The following is a 23501-nucleotide window of genomic DNA, read 5'->3' on the forward strand; positions in this document are numbered from 1 at the left end:
GTGGGGTTATTACCGCCGCTGACGACGCGAGCAAAATATATTAAAAGGCGATCATTAGGTTACACGAGATATCAAATGGACGTCCGGCAGTTTCGCCACTTCGCCGCCGTGGCCGAGACCCTGCACTTCGGCCGGGCCGCCGAGCGGCTGCGCATGACCCAGCCGCCGCTCAGCCAGTCGATCATGGCCCTGGAAAAGGAATTGGGGGCTGCGCTGTTCGTGCGCACCAAGCGCAACGTGCGCCTGACCCCGCTGGGCGAGCAGTGGCTGCCGCAGGTGCAGGAGGCGCTGGCGACGCTGGACGCCCTGCCCGGCGCGGCGCAACGGATGCGCGACGGCCAGAGCGGGTACCTGGCGCTGTCGTTCGTAAGCACCGCCGACTACAGCGTGCTGCCCTCGCTGGTGCGGCGCTACTCCCAGGCCTATCCGGAGGTGGAGATCCGGCTGTTCGAGGCGACCAGCGACGTGCAGCTGCCGGCCCTGGTCGAGGGCGAGCGGCACGCGGGGATCATCATTCCACCGACCGACCAGCCGCTGCCTTCGGCCCTGGCCTACCGGCGCCTGCTGCGCGAGCCGCTGGTCGCGGCCGTGCCCAGCGCCTGGATCGACGAGGGACGGATCGCCGGCGATGCGGTGCTGTCGGCCGACGAGTTGCTGGCCTCGCCGCTGATCCTGTTTCCCAAACACGTCGCGCCGAACTTCCACGACCTGGTCACCGGCCACTACCGCTTGCTGGGCGGCGAGGCGCGCATCGCCCAGGAGGCCATCCAGATGCAGACGATCATCAGCCTGGTGTCGAGCGGGCTGGGCGTGGCGCTGGTCCCCGCCTCGCTGCGCAACCTGGCGCGCACTGGCGTCACCTACGTGTCGCTGGCCGGCGCCGCCCCGGAACTGGAGACGGGCCTGGCCTGGCGCAAGGGCGAGATCAGCCCGACCCTGGCCAACTTCCTGAAGCTGACCGAGCCGGGCTGATCCTGCGCCGTTCCTAGAACTTCGCGCGCCTAGAACTTCGCGCGGACGCCGAAGTAGTAGCGCGAGCCGAAGGTCTCGTTGCCGATCTGGCGGGCGTCGGCGTTGTATTCCTGGCGGACCTCGTCGGTCAGGTTCACGCCCTCGACGAAGACGGTGATCTTGTCGTTGACGTTGTAGCTGGCCGAGGCGTCGAGGGTGCCGAACGCCTTGTTGAACTCCGGCCAGTTGCCGCGGCCGACCGGGGTGATCAGCCAGTCGCTGCGCCAGTTGTAGGACGCGCGGGCGCTGACCTTCTCGTTCTCGTAGTAGAGCGAGACGTTGTAGCTCTTACGCGACAGGCCCGGGAACGGCAGGATTTCCTTGGTGACGAGGTTCTCGCCCTTGTAGCCCTTGTCCTTCTGGTAGGTGAAGTTGGCCAGGACGCCGAAGCCCTGGAACGGCGCGGGCAGGAAGTCGAAGGCGTACTGGCCGCCGATCTCCAGGCCGTTGATCGTCACCTGGTCGTTGCCGTTGACCGGCGTGGTGATGACGTAGTTCTCGCCTTCCACGTCCTCCTGGACGGCCTGGTTGACGATGAACGACGAGATCTCCTTGCGGAAGTAGGTCGCCGAAATGAAGCTGTCGCGGCTGAAGTACCATTCCAGCCCGGCGTCGTAGGCGGTGGCCTCGAACGGCTGCAGGTCCGGGTTGCCGCGCGAACCGGTCAGGCTGTTGCGGTCGATCGAGCGGCGCAGGGCCAGCTGCGACGGCGCGGCGCGGGCCATCACCTTGCTGGCGGCGGCGCGGCCGATCAGCTTGCCGGGGATGAACTCGGCGCGGATGTTCAGCGACGGCAGGGTCTTGGTGTAGCCGCCCTCGGCCTCGCCCTTCACGAAATTGACGATCTCGTTGGGCGTCGTTCCGGTCTGGACGCGGTTGTAGCCGGTCGACAGGGTCTTGGTGTCGACGACGCGCACGCCCAGCGTACCGCTGATCGGCACCGGCAGTTCCTGGAAGTCGAAGCTGGCCTGGACGTAGCCGCTCTTGGTCTTCTCCTCGACCGACCAGGTGTCCAGGAAGTTCTGATAGCTGCCGGGATTGCCGTAGACCTCAGCCGTGTTGCGGTTCGGATTAACCGCGAACACGTCGTCGTTGCGGCCGGCCGTGGCCAGGATCGCCGCGTAGGTGGCCATGGTGTTGTCGTTCCATTGGCGCACGCCGCCGGAATAGCCCAGGTCGCCGGTGTGGAAGAACGGGATGTTCTGCACCGTCGAGTTGATGTTGACGATGTCCGCCAGCGTCGAGCACGAGGCGGCCACGGCGTTGATGGCGTTGCTGCTGGCGTCGTTGCGGCAGTTCAGGCGCGTGGTGCGCTGGTAGAGAACCTGGTCGGTCTCGAACTGACGCGCCTGGAAGCCGGCCTTGATCGCCGTCAGCCAGGAGATGTTCGGCTTATAGGTGACGTTGACCTGCTGGGCGGTCTCTTCGGCCGAGTTGTTGCGCGGGTTGAACACGGCGTCGAGGCGCTGGACGTTCTGGCCGGAAGTCACGTCGAGGCCGGGGAAAGAGAAGTTCGGCGAGCCCTTGCCGCCCTTGTAGTCGACGATCACGCGCGGCAGGCCGAAGGCCACGGCGGTGGCGTTGATCTCGTTGTTCTGAACCTCGGCGTTCGAATAGTCGAAGCGCGCGTCGAAGATCCAGTTCTCCAGCTTCCATTCGCCGCCGACGGCGGTCGTGTACTGGGTGCGCTCCAGGTTGCCCAGGATGTTGCGATAGGTCAGGTCGATGGGGAAGCTGGTGCTGCTGACCAGTTCGATGTGGTCGACGGTGTTGCCGTCGGCGCCGAGGGTGGTCTTGCTGTAGTCGATGAGGCCGCTCGTGCCCGACAGCTGCAGGAAGGAGCTGTTCACCTCTTCCCGGGCCGTGGCGTAGGTGGCGTCGAAATAGGCCTTGAAGTTGTCGGTCGGACGCCATTCGACGACGCTGCTCAGCGCCTTCCGCTCGGTCTCGCGGCGATCGATGATCAGACGCGGGATATCGGGAATGTAGTCGGCCTTGCCGTCGCCGTTGATGTCGGTGGGACGCCCCGGCGAGCCGTCGGTGGGCTTGGTTCCGGCCCGCGTCGTCCAGCCCGTGGTGCGGGCGTTGTTGCTGTTGAGGTGACGGTTCTCCCAGGTGCCGGAAACCAGCACGCCCAGGGTGTCGTTGAAGAAGGTGCGGCTGCCGATCAGCGCCAGCTTGGGGTCGTACTCCTTGGCCAAGTTCGAGTAGACGCCCTGGATCGAGCCGGCGACGAAGGGCTTCTTGCTGTCGAACGGACGGCGGGTGATGACCCGCACGGTGCCGCCGATGCCGCCCTCGGCCATGTCGGCCGTCGGCGACTTGACCACGTCCAGGCGCGAGACGAACTCGACGGGGATGTCGCGGAAGTCGACCGCGCGGTCGGTGCCGCCGACGGTCAGCGACAGGGCCGACGAGCCGTTGATCTCGACGCGGTTGAGGCTGGGATCGGCGCCGCGGATGCTGACGCCCCGGCCCTCGCCGTCCTGGCGGCTGATCTGCACGCCGGTCACCCGTTGCAGGGCTTCGGAGAGGTTCTTGTCGGGGAAGTCGCCGATGTCCTCGGCCGAGATGCTGTCGACCACCTGGAGGGAGTTGCGCTTGACGTCCATGGCGCTGCGCAGCGACGCGCGAATGCCGGTGACGACGATTTCCTCGACGGCGTCGGGCTCGACGGTCTGGCCCGCGGCGGGCGCGGCCTGGGCATGGGCGATGGCGGGGGCCGAAAGCAGGACGGCCGCGACGGCGAGGCGCGAGGCGCTGGCGCGCAGATGGGCGCTGATGGGGGTCTTCATGGTTTCCTCTCCAGTTGCGACTTGCCGTTGCTCAGGGTCGGGGAATGACGCCAAGGTCGACAAATTTCATATTATGGGATAGATTCCCTATAATCGGGACGATAACCGCTAATTCGCACCAATGTCGAGCGCCACACAGTGTTTCGACGTGGAAATGGCTCTGACCGTGTCCCGGCGGCGACGCCCGGCGCGGTTCGTTGACAAAGCCCCGCCCGGTCGCAATGATCCCAATAATTAGAAAATCATTTTAATATGTGGGAGTTGACGCCGATGAATCCGCTTTTGGGCGTTTTCTTCCATTGGCTGGGCGGCTTGGCCTCGGCCAGCTTCTATGTGCCCTTCCGCGGCGTGCGGCGCTGGTCGTGGGAGATCTACTGGCTGACCGGGGGCGTGTTCTCCTGGCTGCTCGCCCCCTGGTTCTTCGCCTCGCTGCAGACCCGCGACCTTCTGGGCGTGATGGGCCAGGTTCCCCCGCACATCGCCGGCCTCTGCATCCTGCTCGGCGTGCTCTGGGGCTTCGGCGGCCTGACCTACGGCCTGACGATGCGGTATCTGGGCCTGTCGCTGGGCATGGCCGTGGTGCTGGGCCTGTGCACCGTGTTCGGCACGCTGATCCCGCCGCTGGTGCGCGGCACCTTCGCCGACGCCCTGCTCACCTCGACCTCGGGCCGGATCATCCTGCTGGGCCTGCTGATGACCGTCGCCGGCATCGTCGTGGTGGCCTGGGCCGGCGCCAAGAAGGACGGCGACCTGTCGCCCGAGGAAAAGCGCGCGGCCGTCGCCGAGTTCGACTTCAGGAAGGGCCTGGCCGTGGCGATCTTCTCGGGGATCATGTCGGCCTGCTTCGCCTTCGGCCTGGCCGCCGGCGAGCCGATCAAGGCGATCTCGGCGGCGGCCGGCACCGGCCCGCTGTGGACCGGCCTGCCAGTGCTGTGCCTGGTGATGTTCGGCGGCCTGATCACCAACGGCGTCTGGTGCGCCTTCCTGATCGCCCGGAACCGCAGCGCCGGCCAGTGGATCGGCCGCGCCTCGTCCGGCAAGGAGGCCGCCGACAAGCCGCCGCTGCTGGCCAACTACCTGCTGAGCGCCCTGGCCGGCGTGGCCTGGTACTTCCAGTTCTTCTTCTACACCATGGGCGAGAGCCAGATGGGCAAGTTCGGCTTCTCCAGCTGGACCCTGCACATGGCCAGCATCATCATCTTCGGCACGCTCTGGGGCTTCGCCTTCAAGGAGTGGAAGGACGCCCGCCCGGCCGTGCGCAACATGGTCTGGGCCGGCGTGGCCCTGCTGGTGGGCGCCACCGTGGTGATCGGCTACGGCAACATGCTGGGGGCGTGAGGCCCCCTTCCCTCACGCCTCGATGGCCCTCACGTCTCGATTGGCAGGAACGGCTTGGTGTTGGGATAGATCAGCTCGACCGGCGGCTCGCCCTCGCCCGGCTTCTTCATGCCGTAGCCGTTCACCGGCTGCGAGCGGTTGATCCAGGCGGTGTAATAGAGGTGGTCCGATCGAGGATCGTCCGTGTTCGGATGCAGAAGGATCGTCAGGCCCAGGCTGTTGAGCTGCAGCCAGGGCAGGATCACGTGCAGCAGGTCGTTGGTGAAGCCGAAATAGAACGACGGCGTCACGTGCGGGCCGCGCGGGGTCAGGTTCCAGTCGCCCAGTTCGACCACGAAGCGCTCGGACACCCACCGGCGCAGCAGGGCCGCCTTCTGCGAGGTGTCCTCGTCGAAATAGACGTGGGCGTGATAGCTCTTGATGTCGGTATAGGCGCGCGGGCGCTCGGGCAGCGGAGCCTCGCCGGGCCGGATCGAGACCGGCTGCGGCGTGGCCTGCTTCCAGGTGTCGTAGCCCCACGGGCTCTTGCCGCCCGCCGGCGCGCGCGGCTGCCGCGCGGGCGGCGGAACCTGCGAGGCGTCCTGCGCCTTGGCCGCTCCGGGCGCGACGACGCCGGCCGCCGCGGCCGCGACGCCGCCCGCCAGCAGCAACTCCCGGCGCTGGATCTCCGGTTCGCCGCGAACGGCGGCGTGGGCGGAAGGGGTCGGATCACTCATCGGAGACTCGCAGGAACGAAGCTTGGCCTTCGTCCATCAGGCCTCCCGGCGAGCCCAGCTACAATTCAGATCAATTTAATAGGAATTCAGAAAAGCTGACGGTTGCTTGACCCGGCTTGCCGTTACGCACGAGTTTGCGCCCGCCCGTTCGACCTTTCAGGACCGCCCGTGCCCGTAAGCTTGCCCCTCCCCGCCGCGCCGCCCACGACTTCACTTCGGGAGCCTGGCGCGTGACGAGGCTGAGGCGGCGGGGCCTGGCCTCGATCAATTCCGAGGTTCGTGACGGCATCCTGCCCGCCGCAGACGGCGTGACCCGCGCTCCCGCCGCGCCCGAGGCCGATACGGCCAAGCGGCCGCCCTATCGCCTGGTCGCCGTCATCATCGCCTGCGCGCTGTTCATGGAGCAGATGGACGCCACGGTGCTGGCCACGGCCCTGCCGACCATGGCGCGCGATTTCGGCGTGCCGGCCACCAGCCTGAGCTCGGCCCTCACCGCCTACCTGCTGGCGCTGGCGATCTTCATCCCGGCCAGCGGACGTCTTGCCGACCGCTTCGGATCCAAGACCGTGTTCCGCCTGGCCATCGCCGTGTTCGTCGGCGGCTCGGTGCTGTGCGGACAAGCCACGAACCTGCCATTCCTGATCTTCGCCCGCTTCCTGCAGGGCGTGGGCGGGGCGATGATGATCCCGATCGGACGCCTGGTTCTGCTGCGCTCGGTGGCCAAGCAGGACATGGTCTCGGCGATGTCGTGGCTGATCATTCCGGCGCTGATCGGCCCGATCCTGGGGCCGCCGATCGGCGGCTTCATCGTCACCTATCTGGACTGGCGCTGGATCTTCTATCTGAACATCCCGATCGGCGTGCTGGGCATCGTGCTGGTCACCCTGTTCATCGACGAGGTGCGCGGCGAGGCGCCCGTGCGCGCCGACCCGGTCGGCTTCCTGCTGTCGGGCGTGTCGCTGGGCTGCCTGCTGTTCGGCTTCGAGATGACCAGCCGCGACGGCGAGCTGCCCATGGCGCTGGCGTTGATCGCCGTCGGCCTGGTCGCCGGCGGGCTCTACATCCGCCACGCCAAGCGGAGGGCCGACCCGATCCTGGACCTGTCGCTGATGGCCGTGCCGTCGTTTCGGCTGTCGGTGATCGGCGGTTCGCTGACCCGCATCACCCAGGGCGCCCAGCCCTTCCTGCTGCCGCTGATGCTGCAGCTGGGCTTTGGCATGACGGCGGCGGCCAGCGGCACGATCACCATCGCCGGCGCCATCGGTTCGCTGGCGATGAAGAGCCTGGCGCCGCGCATCCTGCGCCGGTTCGGCTTTCGCAACAGCATGATCGTCGGCGGCCTGGCGGCCAGCGCCGGCTACGCGGTCTGCGGCCTGTTCCGGCCAGGCTGGCCGATCTGGCTGATCTTCCTGACGCTGATGGCCAGCGGCTTTTGCATGTCGTTCCAGTTCACGGCCTACAACACTATCGCCTATGACGAGATCCCGCCCGAACGGATGAGCGCGGCGACCAGCTTCTACGCCACCTTCCAGCAGCTGATGCTGTCGCTCGGGGTCTGCGCCGGGGCGCTGGCGCTGCACGTGGGCATGCTGAGCGGCGGCCACGCCTCGCCAAGGCTGACTGACTTCACCCTGGCCTTCCTGATCGTCACCGCGATCTCGGCTTCGGCGACGATCTGGAACCGGCGGTTCGCGCCGGACGCCGGCGCCGACCTTTCGGGCCGGCGCCGGGACGAGGACTAGCCGCAGGCCTGGCAGGCGGCCTCCGGCGCGGCGCGCGAGGAGGTCCGGCGCACCGCCAGCACCAGTATCACCCCGGCCAGGGCGGCGCTGACGGCGTAGCCCGGGGCGCTGAGCGGGCCCAGGCGATCGACCAGCAGGCCGCCCAGCACCGCGCCGAGGGCGATGGCCACCTGGAAGGTCGAGGTCAGCAGGCCGCCGGCCAGTTCGGCCTGATCGGTCGCCGCCGAGGTCGCCCAGGCCTGGAAGCCGACGGGCAGCATGGCGAAGGCGAAACCCCATACGGTGAGCGCCAGGGCCGCGACCCAGCCGATGCTTCCCAGGGCGACGATGGCCGTGGCGGCGAGCGCGATCAGGCCCGCCCCGCCCAGAACCGACAGGCGCGGATCGCGGCCGACCAGCGCCCCGCCGGCCAGGTTGCCGAAGAAGCCGGCGACGCCGAAGGCCAGCAGGCTGAGCGAGATCGCCGCCACGTCCAGGCCCGCCACCTGCTCCAGCACCGGACGCACATAGGTGAAGCCGGCGAAGTGGCCCGAGATGACCAGCAGCACGCCGACCAGGGCGGCGGCCACGGCCGGGCGCCGCGCCACCTCCACCAGGCCGCCGAGGCGCGGGACCGAGGTCGGGGCCAGCCGCGGCAGGGTGAAGGCCTGGGCCGCCAGGGCCGCGAGCCCGACGACGCCGGCGATAACGAAGGCCGCCCGCCAGCCCAGGGTGTCGCTGACATAGGCGCCGACGGGCGCGGCCGAGACGGTGGCCACCGACACGCCGGTGAAGATCAGCGACATCGCCTTGGGGATCGCCGCCTTGGGCACCAGACGCATGCCAAGCGCCGCGGCCATCGACCAGAAGCCGCCCAGGCTGGCGCCCAGCAGCACGCGGGCGACCAGCAGCACCGGCAGGTTGGTCGCGAAGATGGTCAGCAGGTTCGACACCGCCAGAACGACCATCAGGCCCAGCATCACCAGCCGGCGGTCGAAGCGACCCGTCAGCACCGGCGTCAGCGGCGCCGCGAACGCGCCGACCACGGCGGTGGCCGTCACCGCCTGCCCCGCCGCCCCGACGCTGACCCCGAGATCGGCGGCCAGGGGCGTCAGCACGCTGGCAGGCAGGAACTCCGACGTCACCAGGGCGAAGACGCCCATCGTCAGGGCGATCACGCCCGGCCAGAGGGCGGGCGGCTCGGCTTCCGTCGCCGCCTCGCCGTCGTCGACACGTTCGGCCAATCTCGTGCTTTGCATGCTGTCCTCCACCCTCGCAGGCGGGAGCGCCCCGACCTGAATGGCGGGTTAGGTAAGGCTGGAACCTGACCTTCGCCGCGAAACGGGCGGCCAGAAATTCACGACGGAGCCGCAGAACTTTTCCCGCCGGCCAGAGCCGCGCGGAAACCCCAACCTTTCCAGCATCTTGAGCAAGACTTGAGAGGCGCCGATCAGGGTGATGAGGCTTTCTCGTTTGGCGATCGGCCGGAATCCGGCCTCGCGCCGGTCCGACCATCTGGACGCCGCTCGCGGGAGGGCGTTGAATCCTCCGCGCTCGCCATGCGTTGGATGTTCGGAGGAAACGCCATGTTCGAGACCCGCACCTTCCGCGTCCACGCCCTGCACGACGGCTGCGACCACGCCCATGGCGTCGACGCCGAGACCTTCGAGGAGGCCGCCGTGGCCTTCATGGAGGCCTGGCATCCGGAGGTGGATTCCTACGGCCAGGCCGCCATCGTGGTCCGCGACGTCGAGACCGGCGTCGAGCACTGCTTCCGCGTCGACTTCGAAAGCGGCGAGACCTTGCCCTGCCAGTAGAACCTGCGCCGCGAGCCCGCGCGTTCGATCGTCATGGAGATGTTCATGACCGACCCGATCGCGCCGCCGCACCCCGATCCCACGCCGGGCCAGCCGCCGCTCGAGATTCCGCCTGACGGGCCGCCGCCGGAGATCGACGATCCGGTCGTTCCCTTCGAGGACCCGCCGAAGTCGCCGCCCGTCGATCCCGACGAGCAGCGCCCCTACGACACGCCCCTGCAGTAGACCGGCTTAGTCGGTCTCGTCCTTGGCGTCGGGCGCCGCGCTCCAGTCGTAGTCCTGGCCAAGGACGCGCTTGCTGAACCAGTCCATCTGCACGTTCACCTGGAACAGGCGGTGGCGCAGTTCGCGGAAGTTATGCGGCTCGCGCGGGGCCAGATAGAGCTCGGTCTCGACGCCGAGCGCCTTGAGCGCCCGGTGCAGCATGACCGACTGGGTCCAGGGCACGCGCTCGTCCTCGGCGCCCGCCAGGATCAGGGTCGGCGTCCTGACCTTGTCGAGCTGGCTCAGCGGGGAATTGTCGACATAGAGATCGCGGCGGGCCGCCGAACCGTAGGGCGGGGTCACGAACCATTCGCTGCGCTGCCAGCGGGTGTCGGACGTCAGGTACATCGACGGCCAGTCGACCGCGCCAGCGCCCGAGGACGCGGCCTTGAAGCGGTCGGTGACGGTGATCAGGCGATTGGTCATGTGGCCGCCGGCGCTCCAACCCATGACGCCCAGCTTGTCCGGGTCGACCAGGCCCTTGGCGATCAGGTTGTCGACGCCCGACAGCACGTCCTTGTCGGCATGACGGAAGTAGCCGGCGTTCATGCCCTGCAGGAACTCGTCGCCATAGCCGGTGCCGCCCCGGTAGTTGACGCTGAGCGTCATCACGCCCTTGGCCGCCAGCAGCGGGTTGAAGCGGCCATAGGCGAAGACGTTGAACACGTCCGACGAGCGCGGACCGCCGTGGCTCTGCACGATCAGCGGATAGCGGCGACCCGGCTGCCAGTCGAGCGGATAGGTGACGAGGCCTTCCAGCGCCTGACCATCCGGGGCCGTCCACTGGATCGCCTCCTGGCGCGGCAGACGGAAGCGCGTCGCGATGTCGTCGTTGAGGTGGGTTACCTGCATCGCCGCGGGCCGCGCGGGATCCAGGCGGAACACCTCGCCGGGCGAGGTCGCCGAGGCCTTGAAGAACACCAGCGTCTTGCCGTCGCGGGTCAGGGTGACGTCGCCGGCGGCGTGGTCGCCCTGGGCCAGCGGCCGCACGGCCTGGCTCTTCACGTCGATGGCGAACAGCTCGCGGCGAACGCCAGTGGTGGCGGTGATGTAGATCTCTCGGCCGTCGGCCGACCAGACGGCGTCCTCGATCTCGTAGGGCAGTCCGTGGGCCAGCTCGCGCGGCGCCCCGCCGGCGGCCGGCGCCACGAAGAGGTTCGGATTGACCGTGCCGTAGCGGCCGTTTTCGGCCGTGGCCAGGAACAGCACCGAGCGACCGTCCGGCGACAGGCGGGGCGTGCTTTCCTGGAAGTCGTTGTCGGTCAGGCGGCGATCGGCGCCCTTCCCTTCCTTGAGCCACAGCTCGGACTTGGGATTGTCATCCAGCAGGTCGGACGGCGCGCGGCGATAGAGGATGGCCTTGCCGTCGGTCGACAGGTCGAAGGCCTCGACCTCGAACTCGCCCTCGACGACAGGCTCGGCCTTGCCGTCGGCCAGGGTGATGCGCCACAGCCGGCCACGGCCTTGCGGCGTCTCGAACGACAGCATGTCGTCCTTCTCGCGCTTGCGCTTGGCCAGGGTCTTGCCGTCGGGCGCGGCCGCCAGGAAGTAGATTGCAGAGCCGTCGGCCGACCAGCGCAGCGACGACGGGCTGGTGCGGACCTTGCCCAGGCGGCGCGGCTCGCCGCCGTCGATGGCCGAGATATAGATCTGGCGACCGCTGTCGCCGTCGCGCCGGGCGACGAAGGCGAACGACTTGCCGTCGGGCGCCCAGGCCGCGCCCGAAGCCGGTCCCTCGACCATGCGGCGAGGATCCGAGCCGTCGAGGCCGATCCGCCAGAGATCGTCCTGCACGGCGTTGGCCTTCCAGTCGACGCGGCCGACCGAATAGAGGACGAAGCGGCCATCGGGCGAGACCTTGGGATCGGAGAGCTTCTCAAGGCCCACCAGATCCACGGCGGTCATGGTGCGAGGGGCCGACCAGGCCGACGGCGCGGCGAGCGCGAGCAGGCCTCCGGCGGCCAGGGCCGCCAGGCGTGAAAAGGTCATGGGAAGCTCCGGAAAAGAAGGATCGCCGGCGCCCGAAGGCGCCGGCGAAAGACGTCAGAACGCCAGTTGCAGGCCCAGGGTGAAGGACCGGCCGGTGACGCCGTAGACGGCGCTGTAGTTGTAGTCGTTGCCCGACTCCGTGCCGCTGGGCAGGAACGGACCTTCGTTGTCGAACACGTTCCGCACCGTGCCGAACACACGCAGTTCCTTGTTCTTCGGGTCCGGATAGAACCGCACCGACAGGTCGTGGCGCCAGAAGGCGTCGACGTTCAGGAACAGCGGGTTGGTCACGCCCCGCGCGGCGAAGTCGGCCGCCAGGTCGTTGTCGTCCACGGCCTCGCCGATGTAGTTGGCCGTCCACTGCAGGTTCCAGTGGCGGTTGCGCCAGGCCAGGCTGGCCTTGCCCTCGTGCTCGGACGTGCCGACTTCGCCCAGATCGTCGGCGATCGTCGTGCCGTTGATGCCTGAGTAGCGGGTCTCCAGCTTCAGGCGACGGCTGTAGTTGGCGCGGAAGGTGAAGTCGCCCGGCACGTTCCAGCGATCGAGGTCGAAGCGGTAGCGCAGGGCCACGTCGACGCCGCTGGCGCGCAGGTCGTCCAGGTTTTCCTCGAGGTTCAGGATCTTGGTGATCTGGCCCTCGGCGTCACGGGTGATGACGTTGCAGAAGCGGTTGTCGGCGCCGCCGGTCGAGCCGTAGCACTCGGCCATCAGCTGAGCGTTCGACAGCGACGAGATCGCGTCGGTCACCTTGATGTCGTAGTAGTCGACGCTGAGGTCGAAGCCGCGCAGGAAGGTCGGCTGCAGGACGAAGCCCACCGTCAGGGTGTCGGCGGTTTCTTCCTTCAGGTCGATGTTGCCGCCGTTGGGCGCGTTGACGCTGGTGACCTCGGACACGAACGCGCCGTTGGCGGCGATGGCCGCGGCGATGCCCGCGTTGGAGCGGCAGTTCTGCGCGACCTGGCCGGTTGTGCTGGCCGTCACGCCCGAGCAGATGTCGACGATCGAGTCGTAGTCGTCGCGGGGCGGCGAATAGAGCTCGGTGGTGTCGGGGGCCCGCTGGGCGCGGCTCCAGGCCGACCGGAAGCGCAGGCTCTTGACCGGCGCCCACTGCACGCCGGCGCGATAGCTGAGCGTGGTGCCGACGTTCTGGAGATTGTAGTCGGCCACGCGGACGGCGCCGTCGATTTCCAGGCGGTAGGCGAACGGCAGGTCCTTCAGCAGAGGCGCGGAGGCTTCGACGAAGGCTTCCTTGGTCTTCACCACCCCGCTGTACTCGGGGATGTAGGCGAAGTTGGTCAGGCCGTTCTGGGTCAGCTCGTCGGTGGTCGTGCGGGTCTTGTCACGGCGCAGTTCGAAGCCGAACGCCGTCTGGATCGGACCGGCCGGCAGCTGGAACAGCTCGCCGGTCATGTGGCCCTCGACGGTGTCCTGACGGTTCTGCGGGCGATACCAGACGTTGGCCCGGATGTAGTCGGCCATTTCCGGGGTGATCGAGCCGATGCCGAACAGGTTCAGCGCCACGCAGCCGTCGGCGCGGGCCGCGGCGTCCTTGCACTGGACCACGCCGGCCGAGGTGCGCTCGGCGTTGAGGGCGTTCTTGACGTTGGCCATGTTCAGGCCGTTGCGGCGCACCTGATAGCCGTCATACTCGCCGTAACCGTAGGTCAGGCCCCAGTCCCAGTCGCCGAACGCCTTGCCCTCGGCGCCGGCCCAGCCGCGCAAGGTAGTGCGGCGGTTGTAGATCTCGAGCTCGCCCACCTCGGTCATGCGGCGGCGGAAGCTGATCGACGAGGTCGAGGCCGAATAGATCTGGGCCGGCACGAACGGGTTGGCCCGCGCGATGTTGCCGATCGAGAACTCGTCGTTCACGCCGTAGGTGGTCGAATTGTAGAGGCCGTAGGGCTCGCGGACCGAGTTGGTGGTCACGCGCGAAGCCTGGAACTGGCCCCAGATCTTCAGGTTGGAATTGACGTCGTAGACGATCTTCAGGGCGCCGGACGAACGCTTGGCCGGAGTGATCAGCGTGCCGTTGGTGCGGGTCTCGTAGCCGTTCTGGGCGGTGACGAAGTTCTGCTTCAGGCCGCCTTCGTCATAATAGAAGCTGGTGCTGCGGAAGCGGCCACCGGGCGTGTAGGTCGAAAGGTCGGGGCCCGAGACGGTGTTGGTCGCCGGATCATAGACGACCGACTGCAGCGCCCACTTGCGATCGGTGGCGTTCAGGGCGTCCTGCTTCTCGTAGGTCGCGCCGGCCATGACGTAGAGGCGGTTGTCGAAGAAGCGCTTGCCCGCGCCCACCGAGTATTCGGTGCTGCTGCCACCGCCGTCGTCGGTCACGCCGGCCACCACGCGGGCCTTCACGCCGTCGAGCTTGGTGGTGGTGATGATGTTGACGACGCCCGAAATGGCGTCCGAGCCGTAAACGGCCGAGGCGCCGCCGGTGCTGATCTCGACGCGGTCGACGAAGAACTGCGGGACGGAGCTGAGGCTGACCGCGTTCATGTTGCCGGCGTTGGACACCGTGCGGTGGCCGTCGATCAGGGTCAGGGTGCGGTTCTGGCCCAGGCTGCGCAGGCTGACGGTCGACAGGCCGTTGTCCTGCACGGCCGACTGGCTGGTCGACAGGTTGACGCCGATGTCGACGCCCGGCAGGTCGGTCAGGGCTTCGGCGATGTCGACATAACCGCTTTCCAGCAGGTCTTCGCGCTCGATCTCGACGACGGGCGACGGGCTGTCGAAGGTGGTGCGACGCAGGCGCGAGCCGGTCACCACAACTTCTTCAACCTCGACAGCAGGGCTTTGATCTACGGCCTGGAACGAGGCCGGCTGCAGCGTCGCGGCCTGGGTCGCGCCCGGCGCGCGAACGATCAGGGCGCCGGCGCCGTCCTCGACGACGTCCAGGCCGGCCGAACCGGCCATGCGGCGCGCGGCTTCCAGCGGCGTGTACTTGCCGACCACGGCGGCCGAGCGGCGGCCGGCGACCGTCTTGGGCGAGAACAGGATGTTGGTCCCCGTCTCTTTGCCCAGTTCACGCAGCGCCTTGTCCAGCGACTGCGCCTGGACGTCCACCGTCACGGTCTGGGCCATGGCCGCCCCGGCCGCCAGCAGAACGCCCACGGCCGCCGATCCGGCCAGCATCCGGCGCAGGCCGTCTTTCCCCATCGTCATGAAATTCTAGTCCCCTCTCGGCCCGACGTTTTCGGGCTTAAGAGGCCTGACGACGGAGGTCGATTTTTCCTCAGCAACTTTTTTCGAGCGATCGCGACGACCGGTTCATGCCCCGGTGCGCGGCTCGATCAGCAGGCCAGCGCCGTTGGCGCGGACATCCAGGTCGAGCAGCGTGGCGACCGAACGGGCGAAGGCCTCGTTGTCGCCGGCCTTGTAGACGCCGCTGATCCGCAGGCTCTCCAGGGCGGGATCCGACAGCACGATGCGCCGGCGGCTGTAGCGGTTCATCTCAGCCAGGGCCTCGGCCAGGGTCTGGTCGTCGAACACAGCCTGGCCGAAGCGCCAGGCCGTGGCCGACTGCACGTCGGCCGTCTCGCGGCGCGCGGGCCCCTGCCCGGTCGCGACCACGCGCTGGCCGGCCGAGGCGGCGATGCGCCCCGACGGCTGGCCAGGCGTCATCACCAGCACCTGCCCCTCGACCGCGACCACCGACACTGTCTGCGACAGCACCGAAACCCCGAACGCGTCGCCGCCGTCGCCGACGATCTCGCGTCCTTCGGCGGCCACGACGAACGGCCTGGCCGGATCGCGGGCGGCGCGGAAGAAGGCCCTGCCCTTGTCGAGCCCCGCCCGCCGCTGGCGACCGTCGATGCGCACGCTCAGCCGGCTGTCGGCGTCAAGCAGCACCGACGAGCCGTCGTCGAGGTGAAGCGTTCGGGTCTCGCCCACGCCCGTGGCGTAGACCTCCGGCGCCAGGGCCAGCCAGCCCAGGCCGACCGCCGAGACGCCGACGCCGGCCAGCACCGCGCGCCGGGCCAGGCGCGCCGGCTGACGCGGCCTGCTCGCAGCGATGTGCGGATCGTGACGCAGGGCGCCCGCCAGCTCCCAGGTGGAGGTCAGGGCGTCGAAAGTGGTGCGATGGTCCTCGGAGCGCTCGAGCCAGGCCTTGAAGCCGGCTTCGTCGCCCGGCGTGCGCGCGTCGCTGCGCAGGCGCGCGAGCCAGTCGGCCGCTTGCCGGCGAACGGCTTCCAGATCGCGCTCGGGCTTCACCACTTCTCGGTCCATTTCGTCAGGAAGAGGGCCGCCTTGGCCACGTGCTTCTCCACCGCGCTGACCGTGATGCCCAGCCGTTCGGCGATCTCCCGATACTTCAGCCCATCCAGCCGGTGAAGCAAAAATACTTCCCGTGTCCGCGGGCTGAGGCGCGCCAACCCCAGCTTGAGCCGATCCAGGCGCTCGCGCGCGCGCAGGACCTCGTCCTGCAACGGCCCGGCGTCGGCCAGGGCTTCTTCCACGAAATCGAGGGCCTCCTCGGGGCGGCGGGCGCGCTGGCGGCGCTCGTCGATCGCCAGGTTGACCGCGGCGCGGGCGACGAACCCTTCCGGATTGCTGAGCGTGTTGGCGCGCCGGTATTCCAGCATCCGCACCATCGCCGATTGCACGACGTCCTCGGCGCCCGAAGGATCACGGGTGATCCGCGTGATCCGGCGCACGAGCCCGCGCCACCCCTCTTCCTTCAAAACCGCTCGCCTCTGCCCGCCCTCGGTGGCGCGCTTCTTCTTTCCCGGCGCGCCGTGCCGTCAACGCCCTAGCTCTGCAAGCGGACGCGTCGCGCGTCAACTGCCCGTCGGGCAGGCGCCCAAATCGTCAGGAAAGACAGCGCGTTGCCACGGCGCAACCCCAGATGAGAGCCATTTTGCATTGCAACGCTCGCGAGCCGGGGCCAACCTCGTCGCCCAGCCAGTGAGGAGTTCGCCGATGACCCACCCCGTCCGCTCGATCCTGGTGGCCACCGACCTCACCTCCCGCAGCGACCGCGCCGTCGATCGCGCCCTGGAACTGGGCCGTGAGTGGAACGCCGACGTGCATGTGGTGCACGCCATCGAGCGCGACGCGCCGACCACAGCGCTGGACGTGCGCCGCGTGCTGCCCGATCCCGGCGCCAAGGCCAGCGTCAGCCTGCCCTACGGCCCAGCCCCCAAGGCCATCACCGACACGGCGCGGGAGATGGGCAGCGACCTGCTGGTCACCGGCGTCGCTCGCTACAACGACCTTGGCGACTACCTCCTGGGAACGGCGGTGGACCACGTGGTGCGCAACGCCTCGGCTCCCGTGCTGGTGGTCAAGCAGCGGCCGCACGGACCCTACCAGCGCCTGCTGATCGGGTCGGACTTCTCGAAGGGCGCCAAGGCCGCCCTGCTGGGCGCGGCGGCTTTGTTTCCGGAGGCCAAGCTGCACCTCGTCCACGCCTATCACGTGCCGTTCGAAAGCCGGATCAAGTCGGAAGACGTGCGCGACCTGGCCCGTGCGGAAGCGCAACGGAAGCTGGACGCCCTGCTCGCCGACCCGGACCTGCCCGAGACCGTCCGCGCCAGGATCACGCCGCACCTGGAGCCCGGGGAAGCCGGCGTGGTGCTGGACGAGGTGGCCCGCCAGGTGTGGCCAGACCTGGTGGTGATCGGCGCGCGCGGGATCAGCGGCTTCGTCCAGGCAGCCATCGGCAGCGTCGCCTCGACGCTGCTGCAGCGGATCGGGGTCGACACCCTGGTGATCAAGGAAGGCTAGGCCTCCTCGGAGTCCTTCTCGCGCGCGAACTCGGTCCGGTCGCGGAACAGGGCCGCTCGTCCGAGCAGGATCAGGGTGACCGGCGTGGTCACCGTCAGGAAGACGCCGATCAGCAGCTCGCGCGGCATGAACCTGCCCTCGACCAGCGTGAAGAACAGGATCGAGGCGGCGACGATCAACGCCATGCCCAGGGTCGCCCCCAGGGTCGGGGCGTGCACCCGCTCGTAGAAGGTCTTGAAGCTGCACAGGCCGACGGCGCCGAGGAACGACAGCGCCGCTCCGGCCACGGCCAGCAGGCCCACCGTCACGCAGGCCCAGGCGGGAAGGTCGGCGACGCTCATTCGATCACCTCGCCGCGCATCAGGAACTTGGCCAAGGCGACCGTGGCGGCGAAGCCCAGCATGCCGATGATCAGCGCCGCGTAGAAATAGATCGAGCCCCCCGTGCGCACGCCGAACACCAGCAGCAGGAGCATGCCGTTGAGATAGAGAGTGTCGAGGCCCAGCACGCGGTCCTGGGCGCGAGGGCCGCGCACCGCGCGCCAGGCGGCCAGCGCCATGGCCGCGACGAGCAGCGCCTGGGCGGCGGTCAGGCACCAGAACAGGATCGCCTGGCTCATTCGAAGATCTCCATCAGGCGGCGCTCGTAGCGGTCCTTGATCAGGCGGATCCACTCGTCCTCCTCGACCAGGTCCAGCACGTGCAGCAGCAGGCGGCCGGTGGCGCTGTCGTACTCGACCCACAGCGTGCCGGGCGTCGCGGTCAGGATCACCGCCAGAACCGCCAGGGCGTAGCGATCCTTCAGGTCCAACGGCACATGGATGAAGCCCGAGCGGCGCTCGCGGCGTCGCCGGCCCAGGATGATAGCCGCCACCGCCCAGTTCGAGCGCAGCACGTCGACCACGACGCAGCCGGCCAGGGCGACGATGGCGCCCGGCGAGCGGATGCGGATCGTCTGGGCGTCCAGCGCCCGCATCACCTGGGGCGTGGCCAGCGCCAGGACGGCCGCGAGCGCGAGCGCCGGCGGCTCGACCGAGCCGCTCATCAGCAGCGACGTGACGAACAGGCCCAGCGCCAGAAGCGGATGGGGAAGAAGCGCGCGGATCATGGCGTGGCCCCCAGCACGGCGCGGATATAGGCGTCGGGACGGCCCAGCCACTCGGCGGTGTGCTCGGCGAACCCCAGGCCCGCGCCACCGAACAGCGCCAGCAGCACGCAGGCCGCCAGCAGGCCGCCCATGCCGGCCAGTTCGGCCGCGCCCACCACCAGTTCAGGCGCATCCTCGTCACGCGCCCACAGCGCGCCGACGCCCAGTCGGGTCAGGCCGATCAGGCCGCCGAGGCTGGACAGCGACAGGCCGACGATCACGGCGATGCTGGCCGGCGCGAGCGAGCGGGCCAGGGCGTCCAGCATGGCCAGCTTGCCAATGAAGCCCGACAGCGGCGGCAGGCCGGCGATCATCAGGGTGCAGATCAGGAACGCCCCGCCGAGCGCGGCGACGGCGGCGGGGATGACGAGACCCGGCTCGTTGCGCTCGTCGTCGTCGAACGGGTCGCGGTACTCGTCATCGAACACCGCCCGCTCGCGCTGGGCGCCGGAATCGACGCCCCGCTGCAGCACCTCGGCCAGCAGGAACATCGCGCCGCAGGCCAGGGTCGAGCCGATCAGGTAGAATAGCGCCCCGCCCAGCACGGCCTTGTCGCCCACGCCCGCCACGGCCAGGATCGTCCCGGACGAGACCATCACGGCATAGGCGCCGGCGCGCGACAGGTCGCGGGAGGCGATCAGGCCCAGGGTCCCGAACGCCAGGGTCGCCAGGCCCATGACCAGCAGCCACGACTGGCCGAAATGCGCCGAGGCCCCTGCGTCGTCGCCGAAGGCCAGCAGGCTGAGGCGCAGCACGACATAGACCCCGACCTTGGACAGGATGGCGAAGGCCGCGGCCGACGGCGCGCTGGCGGCGGTGTAGGTCGGCGCCAGCCAGAAGCCCAGCGGCCAGGCCGCGCACTTGATCAGGAAGGCCGTGCCCAGGATCGCCGCGCCGACGTGCAGCAGACCGCGGTCGTCGGGGGCGATGGTCCGCACCTTCAGCGCGAACTCGGCCATGTTCAGCGTGCCGGTCACGCCGTAGAGCAGCGACACCCCGATCAGGAACAGCAGCGAGGCCGTCAGGTTGATGGCGATGTAGGTCAGGCCCGCCCGGATCCGCGCCTCGCCCGAACCGTGCAGGGCCAGGCCGTACGAGGCCGCCAGCATGATCTCGAAGAAGACGAACAGGTTGAACAGGTCGCCGGTCAGGAAGGCGCCGTTGACGCCCATGATCAGGAACAGGAACAGGGCGTGGAAACGCGGACCGGCCCGGTCCCAGCGAGCCAGGGCGAAGGCCAGGACTCCCGCGCCCAGCACGCTGGTCAGCGCCACCATCATCGCCGACAACCGGTCGGCCACCAGCACGATGCCGAACGGCGCGTCCCAGCCGCCCAGGCGATAGACGCGGGCGGTGTCGCCGCCATCGGCCGCGCCGGTCATGCTTTCGTGCAGCAGGGCCAGGGCGACCAGCAGGATGGCGGCCATGGCGGTCAAGCTGATGATGCTCTTGAGCCGTCGGCGACGCTCGTCGAACAGCAGCATGGCCGAGGCCATGACCATCGGCAGCAGGATCGGCAGCAGGATCAGGTGATGGTCCCAAAGGCTCATTCGGCCGGCTCCCGTCCATCGACGTGGTCGCTGCCGGTCGCGCCGCGCGAGGCCAGCAGCACCACCAGGAACAGGGCCGTCAAAGCAAAGCTGATGACGATGGCGGTCAGCACCAGGGCCTGGGGCGTCGGGTCGGCGTACAGCTCCGGCCGCTCGGCGCCCTTGGCCGTGATCGGCGGCATGCCCGAGCGCAGGCGCCCCATCGAGAAGATGAACAGGTTCACCGCGTAGGACAGCAGCGACAGCCCCATGATCACCTGGAAGGTGCGGGGCCGCAGCAGCAGCCAGGTCCCGGCGGCGGACAGGACGCCGATGGCGGCCGCGAGCACGAACTCGGTCATGCGCCCTCCTCCGCTTGCTCGTTTTCGGCGTCGTCCTTGGCGCGGCGCAGCGACTGGTGGGCCAGGGCCACCAGCATCAGCACCGTGGCGCCGACCACCAGCAGCACGACGCCCAGGTCGAAGATCACGGCGCTGGCCAGCGGCACGCGGCCCAGCAGCGGCAGCTCGACATACTTGAAGGCCGAGGTCAGGAACGGCCGGTTGAACCCGATCGCGACAAGACCGCAGCCGGCCGCGATCGTCAGCCCCCAGCCGATCCAGAGGATGGGCCGCAGCAGCAATCGCTCCTCCACCCAGCGCGCGCCGTTGGCCATGTACTGCAGCAGCACGGCGATCGACAGCGCCACCCCGGCCGCGAAGCCGCCGCCCGGCAGGTCGTGGCCGCGCAGGAACAGATGCACCGCCAGCACGATCACGAACGGGAACATCCAACGCATGACCACACGCGGGATCAGCATGGTGTCGCGCACGGCGTCGCCCGCCTTGCGGCCTTCGGCGACGGGGCCGGTACGCTCACGGGCCTGTTTCTGGTTGGGCGCGGGCAGGCTGTCGCTGGCCGGCCGGAAGCGGCGCAGCAGCGCCAGGACGGTCAGGCCGACGATGCCCAGCACCGTGATCTCGCCGAAGGTGTCGAAGGCCCGGAAGTCGACCAGGATCACGTTGACGACGTTGCGCCCGCCGCCCTCGCTGTAGGCGCGCTCGACGAAGAAGCGGGATATGCCCTCGACCATCGGCCGGGTCATGACGGCGTAGGAGACGAAGGCCAGAGCCAGGCCGACGACGGCGGCGACGACCAGATCGACACGCCTGCGGCGACGCGAGCGCGTGAGCTCCACCTGCGAGGCCTGGATATCCTCGCGCCGCTTGGGCAGCCAGCGCAGGCCCAGCAGCAGCAGAACGGTGGTGACCACCTCGACCAGCAGCTGGGTCAGGGCAAGGTCCGGCGCCGACAGCCAGACGAAGGTGATGCAGCTGACGAGGCCCGCCCCGCCCATCAGCACCACCGCGGCCAGGCGGTGATACTTGGCCTGCCAGGCCGCCGCGATCGCGCAGCCGCCCCCGGTCAGCCAGAGACCCGCGAATACGAACTCGGCCGCGCCGGGCGTCGACCAGGACGGCCGGATCGCCACGCCGCCCGCGAATGCGGCCGCCGCGCCGGCGGCCAGTGCGGCCAGGACGACCAGGCGCAGCTGCGGCTGCATCCGCTCGGTCCCCAGGCGGCTTTCGACCCAGCGCGCGCCCTTGACGACGCCGGTCATAGCCTTCTCGAAGAGATAGCCGCCGTTGAGGCGCTTGAGCCCCCAGGGTCCGCCGCGCGGATTGTTGTTCAGCTTCCGGCCGAAGATCGCGTAGGCGGCCACGCCGCCGGCCAGGGCCAGCACGCTGAGCAGCAGCGGCATGTTGAAGCCGTGCCAGAGCGCCAGGCTGTAATAGGGCAAGTCGTCGAAGCCCAGCACGGCGACGGCGGCGCTGCGCAGGAACGGTCCGACGGTCAGGGCCGGCAGTACGCCGACCAGCAGGCACAGCGCGACCAGGATCTCGACCGGACGGCGCATCCAGGCCGGCGGCTCGTGCGGGACCTTGTCGAGCGCCGTGGGCGGCGGGCCGAAGAAGGTCGCCAGGATGAAACGCAGCGAATAGAGCACGCCGAACGCGCTGGCCAAGGTCGCCAGCACCGGCAGGGCGGCGTTCAAGGCGTGGCCGTCGCTGCCGGCCACCACCTCGGCCAGGAACATCTCCTTGGAGAGAAAGCCGTTCAGCAGCGGCACCCCCGCCATGGCCGCCGCGGCGACGATGGCCAGCGTGCCGGTGATCGGCATGAACCTGTAGAGGCCGCTCAGCTTGCGCATGTCGCGCGTGCCGGCCTCGTGGTCGATGATGCCGGCGGCCATGAACAGCGACGCCTTGAAGGTGGCGTGGTTGACCGTATGGAAGATCGCCGCGATCGCTCCCAACGGCGAGCCCAGGCCAAGCAGCAGCACGATCAGCCCCAGGTGGCTGATGGTCGAATAGGCCAGGAGGCCCTTGAGGTCGTGCTGGAAGATGGCGCACCAGGCGCCGATCAGCAGCGTCGCCACCCCGGCGCCGGCGACGACGAAGTACCAGAGCTCGGTCTGGCCGAAGATCGGCCACATGCGCAGCAGCAGGAAGATCCCCGCCTTCACCATCGTCGCCGAGTGCAGATAGGCGCTGACAGGCGTCGGCGCGGCCATGGCGCGCGGCAGCCAGAAATGGAACGGGAACTGGGCGCTCTTGGTCAGGGCGCCCATCAGCACCAGAGCCAGGGCAGGAACCGATCGCGGATCGGCCAGGATGACGCTCTTGGCGGCCAGCACGTCGTCCAGGTCGTAGCTGCCGGCGATCGAGCCGATCAGGATCATGCCGACCAGCAGGCACAGCCCGCCCAGCGCCGTGACCGTCAGGGCCATGCGCGCGCCCTCGCGGGCCGAGGGGTTCTGGTGCCAGTAGCCGATCAGCAGGAACGAGAAGAGGCTGGTCAGCTCCCAGAAGACCGCCAGTTGGATCAGGTTGCCCGACAGCACCACGCCCTGCATCGCGCCCATGAAGGCCAGCAGGAACGAGAAGAACCGGGGCACCGGATCCTTCGGCGACATGTAGTAGCGGGCGTAGAGCACCACCAAGGCGCCGATCCCCAGGATCAGGGCGCAGAAGATCCACGACAGGCCATCCAGGCGCAGGATCAGGCTGACGCCCAGCGACGGCAGCCAGGGAATCGCCAGCCGCAGCACCTCTCCATCCGCGAACATCGGCCAGAGCGCCGCCAGACTCACCAGGGAGACCAGCGAAACCAGCCAGGACAGGATGGCCGCCGAGGTGCGCGCATGACGCGGAAGGCCGGCGGCCACGGCCGCGCCCAGGAACGGCGCGGCCAGGATCACGAGAAGGAGCAGGTTGGAAGACAAAACGGTTGGGGGCCTCCTGCCACGGAACGGGTCTAGCCGGGGTCCGACGCCTTACAGGCCTCAAGGAGCACCATAGGAAGACCGTTCCCATGCGTCAAAGCGACGGTTCCCTCCAGTCACGCTTCGTCACATATGTCGACGTTATTGATATCGATATCA

19 protein-coding genes are annotated in these 23501 nt (G+C 68.9%); 6 read left to right on the forward strand and 13 right to left on the reverse strand.

Translation table 11 applies throughout. The annotated features are described in order from the left end of the window. The first annotated feature begins 75 nt into the window (after window positions 1-75). A complete protein-coding gene (locus tag AC1DCG_RS10895; RefSeq protein WP_477036570.1) occupies window positions 76-972 on the forward strand; it encodes a LysR family transcriptional regulator in 897 nt (298 codons plus the stop codon). Window positions 973-1001: 29 nt separating this feature from the next. Here AC1DCG_RS10895 and AC1DCG_RS10900 read toward each other — a convergent pair whose 3' ends face one another. After that, window positions 1002-3806: a TonB-dependent receptor gene (locus AC1DCG_RS10900; RefSeq protein ID WP_165256364.1), complete on the reverse strand. Its 2805-nt coding sequence runs from the start codon at window positions 3804-3806 to the stop codon at window positions 1002-1004. A 270-nt stretch (window positions 3807-4076) separates the two neighbouring features. Between AC1DCG_RS10900 and rhaT the strand changes: the two genes are divergently transcribed. Continuing rightward, window positions 4077-5144, forward strand: a complete 1068-nt coding sequence (rhaT, locus tag AC1DCG_RS10905; RefSeq protein ID WP_477030465.1) for an L-rhamnose/proton symporter RhaT — start codon at window positions 4077-4079, stop codon at window positions 5142-5144. A 29-nt stretch (window positions 5145-5173) separates the two neighbouring features. Here rhaT and AC1DCG_RS10910 read toward each other — a convergent pair whose 3' ends face one another. Continuing rightward, complete coding sequence (locus AC1DCG_RS10910) at window positions 5174-5860, reverse strand: DOPA 4,5-dioxygenase family protein (protein WP_477030466.1); 687 nt, start codon at window positions 5858-5860, stop codon at window positions 5174-5176. A gap of 230 nt (window positions 5861-6090) precedes the next feature. Here AC1DCG_RS10910 and AC1DCG_RS10915 point away from each other — a divergent pair, with 230 nt between their 5' ends. Continuing rightward, entirely contained in the window at window positions 6091-7602 is a 1512-nt protein-coding gene (locus AC1DCG_RS10915; RefSeq protein ID WP_477036571.1) for a DHA2 family efflux MFS transporter permease subunit, read from the forward strand. Here the strand turns inward: AC1DCG_RS10915 and AC1DCG_RS10920 are convergent. Continuing rightward, window positions 7599-8840, reverse strand: a complete 1242-nt coding sequence (locus AC1DCG_RS10920) for an MFS transporter (RefSeq protein ID WP_477030468.1) — start codon at window positions 8838-8840, stop codon at window positions 7599-7601. The two genes, AC1DCG_RS10915 and AC1DCG_RS10920, sit on opposite strands and share 4 nt — an antisense overlap. A gap of 327 nt (window positions 8841-9167) precedes the next feature. Here AC1DCG_RS10920 and AC1DCG_RS10925 point away from each other — a divergent pair, with 327 nt between their 5' ends. Both AC1DCG_RS10925 and AC1DCG_RS10930 read left to right on the forward strand, forming a co-directional pair. Beyond that, window positions 9168-9398, forward strand: coding sequence for a DUF5961 family protein (locus AC1DCG_RS10925; protein WP_477030469.1), 231 nt, complete (start codon window positions 9168-9170; stop codon window positions 9396-9398). A 45-nt stretch (window positions 9399-9443) separates the two neighbouring features. Then, entirely contained in the window at window positions 9444-9623 is a 180-nt protein-coding gene (locus AC1DCG_RS10930; protein WP_477030470.1) for a hypothetical protein, read from the forward strand. Between the two features lie 6 nt (window positions 9624-9629). On the opposite strand, the gene AC1DCG_RS10935 is transcribed toward AC1DCG_RS10930, so the two are convergent. The 4 genes from AC1DCG_RS10935 to AC1DCG_RS10950 form a co-directional block, all read right to left on the reverse strand. Continuing rightward, window positions 9630-11651: an alpha/beta hydrolase family protein gene (locus AC1DCG_RS10935; RefSeq protein ID WP_477030471.1), complete on the reverse strand. Its 2022-nt coding sequence runs from the start codon at window positions 11649-11651 to the stop codon at window positions 9630-9632. 54 nt (window positions 11652-11705) lie between these two features. Beyond that, a complete protein-coding gene (locus AC1DCG_RS10940; RefSeq protein WP_477036572.1) occupies window positions 11706-14816 on the reverse strand; it encodes a TonB-dependent receptor domain-containing protein in 3111 nt (1036 codons plus the stop codon). A 105-nt stretch (window positions 14817-14921) separates the two neighbouring features. Further along, window positions 14922-15866 carry a FecR family protein gene (locus AC1DCG_RS10945; protein ID WP_477036573.1) on the reverse strand — a complete coding sequence of 315 codons (945 nt, stop codon included), beginning with the start codon at window positions 15864-15866 and terminating at the stop codon, window positions 14922-14924. Continuing rightward, entirely contained in the window at window positions 15863-16309 is a 447-nt protein-coding gene (locus AC1DCG_RS10950) for an RNA polymerase sigma factor (RefSeq protein ID WP_477030474.1), read from the reverse strand. The genes AC1DCG_RS10945 and AC1DCG_RS10950 overlap by 4 nt, the downstream gene beginning before the upstream one ends. 265 nt (window positions 16310-16574) lie before the next feature. Here AC1DCG_RS10950 and AC1DCG_RS10955 point away from each other — a divergent pair, with 265 nt between their 5' ends. Then, window positions 16575-17381, forward strand: coding sequence for a universal stress protein (locus AC1DCG_RS10955; protein WP_477030475.1), 807 nt, complete (start codon window positions 16575-16577; stop codon window positions 17379-17381). On the opposite strand, the gene mnhG is transcribed toward AC1DCG_RS10955, so the two are convergent. The 6 genes from mnhG to AC1DCG_RS10985 are packed head-to-tail and all read right to left on the reverse strand — an operon-like array spanning window position 17378 to window position 23342. After that, the gene (mnhG, locus tag AC1DCG_RS10960; protein ID WP_477036574.1) at window positions 17378-17722 is read right to left on the reverse strand and encodes a monovalent cation/H(+) antiporter subunit G; all 345 of its coding nucleotides are present in this window, start codon (window positions 17720-17722) and stop codon (window positions 17378-17380) included. The genes AC1DCG_RS10955 and mnhG overlap by 4 nt on opposite strands. Continuing rightward, on the reverse strand, window positions 17719-18000 hold the full coding sequence (locus tag AC1DCG_RS10965; protein ID WP_165256386.1) for a K+/H+ antiporter subunit F: 282 nt from the start codon (window positions 17998-18000) through the stop codon (window positions 17719-17721). Before AC1DCG_RS10965 ends, mnhG begins: the two co-directional genes overlap by 4 nt. Next, window positions 17997-18488, reverse strand: a complete 492-nt coding sequence (locus tag AC1DCG_RS10970) for a Na+/H+ antiporter subunit E (protein WP_477030477.1) — start codon at window positions 18486-18488, stop codon at window positions 17997-17999. Before AC1DCG_RS10970 ends, AC1DCG_RS10965 begins: the two co-directional genes overlap by 4 nt. Continuing rightward, window positions 18485-20077, reverse strand: a complete 1593-nt coding sequence (locus AC1DCG_RS10975) for a monovalent cation/H+ antiporter subunit D (protein WP_477030478.1) — start codon at window positions 20075-20077, stop codon at window positions 18485-18487. The genes AC1DCG_RS10970 and AC1DCG_RS10975 overlap by 4 nt, the downstream gene beginning before the upstream one ends. Then, window positions 20074-20418, reverse strand: coding sequence for a Na+/H+ antiporter subunit C (locus AC1DCG_RS10980; protein WP_058347490.1), 345 nt, complete (start codon window positions 20416-20418; stop codon window positions 20074-20076). Before AC1DCG_RS10980 ends, AC1DCG_RS10975 begins: the two co-directional genes overlap by 4 nt. After that, window positions 20415-23342 (reverse strand): monovalent cation/H+ antiporter subunit A, encoded by a 2928-nt coding sequence (locus tag AC1DCG_RS10985; protein WP_477036575.1) that lies wholly within the window; start codon window positions 23340-23342, stop codon window positions 20415-20417. The genes AC1DCG_RS10980 and AC1DCG_RS10985 overlap by 4 nt, the downstream gene beginning before the upstream one ends. Between the last annotated feature and the right edge of the window lie 159 nt (window positions 23343-23501).

The organism is Caulobacter sp. 10L414, from assembly GCF_056395525.1.

Coding starts and splice junctions, on each gene's coding strand:
- AC1DCG_RS10935 (WP_477030471.1), bottom strand. CDS start 11,651: ATGACCTTTTCACGCCTGGCGGCCCTGGCCGCCGGAGGCCTGCTCGCG.
- AC1DCG_RS10895 (WP_477036570.1), top strand. CDS start 76: ATGGACGTCCGGCAGTTTCGCCACTTCGCCGCCGTGGCCGAGACCCTG.
- mnhG (WP_477036574.1), bottom strand. CDS start 17,722: ATGAGCGTCGCCGACCTTCCCGCCTGGGCCTGCGTGACGGTGGGCCTG.
- AC1DCG_RS10955 (WP_477030475.1), top strand. CDS start 16,575: ATGACCCACCCCGTCCGCTCGATCCTGGTGGCCACCGACCTCACCTCC.
- AC1DCG_RS10920 (WP_477030468.1), bottom strand. CDS start 8,840: ATGCAAAGCACGAGATTGGCCGAACGTGTCGACGACGGCGAGGCGGCG.
- AC1DCG_RS10965 (WP_165256386.1), bottom strand. CDS start 18,000: ATGAGCCAGGCGATCCTGTTCTGGTGCCTGACCGCCGCCCAGGCGCTG.
- AC1DCG_RS10970 (WP_477030477.1), bottom strand. CDS start 18,488: ATGATCCGCGCGCTTCTTCCCCATCCGCTTCTGGCGCTGGGCCTGTTC.
- AC1DCG_RS10975 (WP_477030478.1), bottom strand. CDS start 20,077: ATGAGCCTTTGGGACCATCACCTGATCCTGCTGCCGATCCTGCTGCCG.
- rhaT (WP_477030465.1), top strand. CDS start 4,077: ATGAATCCGCTTTTGGGCGTTTTCTTCCATTGGCTGGGCGGCTTGGCC.
- AC1DCG_RS10900 (WP_165256364.1), bottom strand. CDS start 3,806: ATGAAGACCCCCATCAGCGCCCATCTGCGCGCCAGCGCCTCGCGCCTC.
- AC1DCG_RS10980 (WP_058347490.1), bottom strand. CDS start 20,418: ATGACCGAGTTCGTGCTCGCGGCCGCCATCGGCGTCCTGTCCGCCGCC.
- AC1DCG_RS10925 (WP_477030469.1), top strand. CDS start 9,168: ATGTTCGAGACCCGCACCTTCCGCGTCCACGCCCTGCACGACGGCTGC.
- AC1DCG_RS10930 (WP_477030470.1), top strand. CDS start 9,444: ATGACCGACCCGATCGCGCCGCCGCACCCCGATCCCACGCCGGGCCAG.
- AC1DCG_RS10940 (WP_477036572.1), bottom strand. CDS start 14,816: ATGACGATGGGGAAAGACGGCCTGCGCCGGATGCTGGCCGGATCGGCG.
- AC1DCG_RS10910 (WP_477030466.1), bottom strand. CDS start 5,860: ATGAGTGATCCGACCCCTTCCGCCCACGCCGCCGTTCGCGGCGAACCG.